Source organism: Cognataquiflexum rubidum, assembly GCF_022538115.1.
GTDB lineage: Bacteria > Bacteroidota > Bacteroidia > Cytophagales > Cyclobacteriaceae > Cognataquiflexum > Cognataquiflexum rubidum.
In genome coordinates this window covers 1-3,541 of sequence record NZ_JAKZAL010000050.1, presented here as the reverse complement: position 1 = coordinate 3,541, position 3,541 = coordinate 1, and the positions used below count along the sequence as shown (strand labels likewise).

Sequence of the window (3,541 nt, the reverse complement as noted above, 5' to 3'; positions counted from 1 at the left end):
ATCTTTAACAAATAACGATTGTCACTAGCTGTCACTTTATATTTATTTGGCCACTGGTATCATTGCGGATATACATATTTAATAATATAATCAAAAAGGTTACCCAAGTAAAGGGTAACCTTTTTGGTTTTAAATATTAATGGCACATGTTGAGTATCAATTCCAAAATTTAAGTGCGAGAGATCTCTAGGAAAAAATTAGCTAATTACTTTTTTCCTTGTCAACATTGGACTGGATTCGAAAAAAACCTACCTTCTGAAAGGCAGGAGATATCTCCTTTCTTGAAGACCCATTTTACTTTTTGTGAAATAAAATCCAATATTTAATTCCTTAGCTTTACAAAAAACTCTATCCTGCCTTCCCTATGTTTGGAATTATCGTCTTTCTACCGGGCCTTTAAATTATTCGTTTCACTTTAATTCAGGAATTTTTATAAAAAATGTGTGTATGCAATAAATTGGATACAATAGTAAAGAAAAAAAGAAGTTGAAGCATTGTCTTGTTCTACCATAGAAAAATCATCCCTTTCTTATTAAGACATCGATGTTTGGTAAAATTAACAGCAAAAGTTTGCCTCTTAAACAGGAGCTCAATGGATGCGTGGAAGAAAATAACCAAGACTGTAAGGTTTGTGATATTTCGAAGCAATCCCTGCTTAGGCAATAACATCAAAGAAACCAGCAGGAAGTCAAGGAGCAACAAAGTACCCCAAACAAAAGGTGAGACGGTGGTTTTCTCAAGATTGCCCTAATGATTCCTGTGTTGATCCCTCCTCCTTCCGTATTGGACATTTTTTTCTTTTTAAATTCTGTTTGTTTCATGAATTTTCCTAAAAAATGAAACAGAAAGTGATTAGAATTCCAGACAATTTTCAAATGAAACCGCTTCATAGAAACATAAAAATTGTGCAGCCTAGAAGCAAATCTTCCATCAGAATCCTTAGTGAATGCTGTCCTTACCATCACCACTTTTTTACTGCGGGAAGTCGGAACCCTAATAATTATTAACGATCCTAGATCAGGGAATTCAGTAGACCTGAATAAAGAAACACTGAAAACCTAAAAGGCTAATGGTCAGAAGAAAACAGGATTGCTATCCGGCAGGGTGTAAGAAACCTAAACCAGAAGTGTGGCGACAAATCGCCTACCTTTTTTGTTTACAGGTATTCCATCACTTTTTCTACTGGTATACCATGGAAGCGGGCGTATTCATCAATAGTGACCAACTGGTGGTCCTCTTTACTGAAAAAAGCCTTAATCTTTTTGAGCAAACCATAAGCGTATGTTTTGCTTCTTCCTGTGATTTTCATGATATCCTTTGCATAAATGAAACTACGTTCTCTTCTTGCCATACTCATGTTGGTTCAGACATAAGTTACAAAAACCGGGGAAGGGAAGTCTGATAGGCCCTTCTGGTAGCATAAGGTCAATGACCATAAAATCTGTGGGTGAATAGGTCATTTCACGTTGTTTTTCACATAAACTAATGTTAACATAAGTTTAATTTTATTTTAACACAAATGTTTTTCAAAATATTTTAGACATCTATAGTTGACTGTCTAAGAAATCAGGGATCGCTTTGACCCCTGATTAATTTTAAATGAAATAATTCAATCCGGTAATTCCGGTTTCCTTTTGGTTTTTTTCATCAACCCATTCAATTTGGTCCGGATGGATACCTGCTCAGAAATCATCCCGTTGCAGGTGTTTCTCAGTTCGCTATAGTCCTTTTTGAACTGCTTCATTTCCTGGGAAATGGAACTCAGGTGGTAAGTGATTATCGTGAGTAAAAGGGAGATGATCCCTTCCATCATCGGCTGCATCTCTAATCCATCCATGAGAGTTCAAACTGCACAAGGTTTAAAGCTGCATCGGGAAAGCTTCTGATTTCGAGGATGACATCCTCTTTCTGGTCCATGATGGAGTACACCAATTCTTTAAACTTTTCAAAAGCATGACGGGACTGTGATCCCCTTCCTTCTCCAAGGATTTTAGAAACCGGAGTGATTGTGGTGGCTGCTCCAACTTTCGGAGCCTGCGGCAGGATTCTGACCAATCCCCTGCCTGAAACGTCCCTGATTATTAGGTGCCAACCGTGTTCTTCAGAATATTCCCTTTCCAAAGGGTATGACCCTTCAGGAATGCAGGAATCAGGATTGTTTCTCCGCCATGCAGATTCAACGGTATGGAAAAATTTTTAATCCGTCGATCCTAATGGTTCCATTGGTACCACCTGGCCAATATTCGCGTTCGAGGTGTAGCAGCATGGACCTATTCGATAAAGATGATTTTTGCCGAATTGTGTGTTTTGTCATTCAATGGATACATTCCTCCATTGACCACCTGCAAATACTCCACCCCGATCGCATAGACCTGTATGGTCCCGGCAATGATAATCTTTGGGATGGAAATCTGAAACCCGACCAAAGGCTGCTGGTTGATTTCAATATCCCCAGATGAAACCAAGTTGGTCTCATAAGTACCCTCTGCCAGATTCATCGCAGTACCTACCAAAAACATCCTGGCATGTGAAGCTCCCATGGGCTTTGCCAGCTTGGTACCCGGAATAAACTCAGGAAATGCCACGCTTAGGTCGGTTGGTGTAGATACCAGGGTATGCTGTACAAACACAGATGTACTCCAAAGAGAGTTGACGTTGAAGTGGAAGCCATTGATCAGGTTAAGGTCGCCCAAACCGAATTCCCTCTCCCCTCTCGGGCTTACGAGGTCGGATTTGATCACTTTCATTGCAAGGGCATAGAGCCTGTTGTGGGTTCTGAGGTCCCTTGACCTGAGGGTGATTTCCCTGAAAGCATTTTTCAAAAGCTGTGAGGCTGCAGCAGCCTTTGCAAATTCAGCGAGGTTTTCCCGAGTCCTCTGGAAATTGGGATCATTGAGGATCCTAGATTTGCTGATTCCTCCTTTTTGTCTTGCAAAGGAACCGTTTGCGCCTTTGCAAAAGGTAACATCTCCGATGGTGCCTTCTAACTTTAAGAAACTGGATTGTCTTGCCATTTTGTGTTATGGTTTATGTGAAACATACTCAAAACTGAAACTAAGCCTGCTCAAATCATAACGAAAGTGTACTATACGGAAAAAAAGGAAAGTTAGGAAAATAGGGATGTTTTTTTGGTTAGAAAATGTCTGGTTCGGGTTGTCAGGTTGTCGAGTTTTCGAGCTGGAAGGTTGGAAAGGTTGTAATAGTTGTTGTGGTTGTCGGAATTTCGGATTGTCAAGTTAGGTCTGTGAAAGGCGGAGGATTTGGACAAGCAAAGGATGAGAGGGGGGGGTAAGCTCGCACTATCCCTTACTTTGGTACTACTCTGATACTACTTTGCTACTACTTTGGTAGGGCTTTGCTCCTACTCGGAAGGATGGAAGAATGGATGGGTTGTAGTGGTATTGGTTGTTATAATGGTTTCATGGTTGTCAAGTTTTCAGGTTGTCAAGTTTTCAGGTTGTCAGGTTTCTATGTTAAATTCCTAGCAAATCGGTTAATATTTCTTCTTTTCTATTTAAATTGGTTAGTATCAGACAAAGCG

Annotated in this window: 3 protein-coding genes and 1 pseudogene; all 4 read right to left on the bottom strand. The window is 40.0% G+C overall.

Annotated features, from left to right (window positions below):
- Positions 1–1,156: 1,156 nt before the first annotated feature.
- The gene (locus MMU05_RS22940) at positions 1,157–1,351 is read right to left on the bottom strand and encodes a hypothetical protein (RefSeq protein WP_241143991.1); all 195 of its coding nucleotides are present in this window, start codon (positions 1,349–1,351) and stop codon (positions 1,157–1,159) included.
- A gap of 258 nt (positions 1,352–1,609) precedes the next feature.
- Positions 1,610–1,837 (bottom strand): hypothetical protein, encoded by a 228-nt coding sequence (locus MMU05_RS22935; protein ID WP_241143990.1) that lies wholly within the window; start codon positions 1,835–1,837, stop codon positions 1,610–1,612.
- A pseudogene (locus MMU05_RS22930) lies at positions 1,825–2,178 on the bottom strand (DUF5675 family protein); the annotation flags it as partial. The gene MMU05_RS22935 and the pseudogene MMU05_RS22930, both read right to left, overlap by 13 nt.
- Positions 2,179–2,270: 92 nt before the next feature.
- Positions 2,271–3,014, bottom strand: coding sequence for a hypothetical protein (locus MMU05_RS22925; protein ID WP_241143989.1), 744 nt, complete (start codon positions 3,012–3,014; stop codon positions 2,271–2,273).
- Positions 3,015–3,541: the final 527 nt, after the last annotated feature.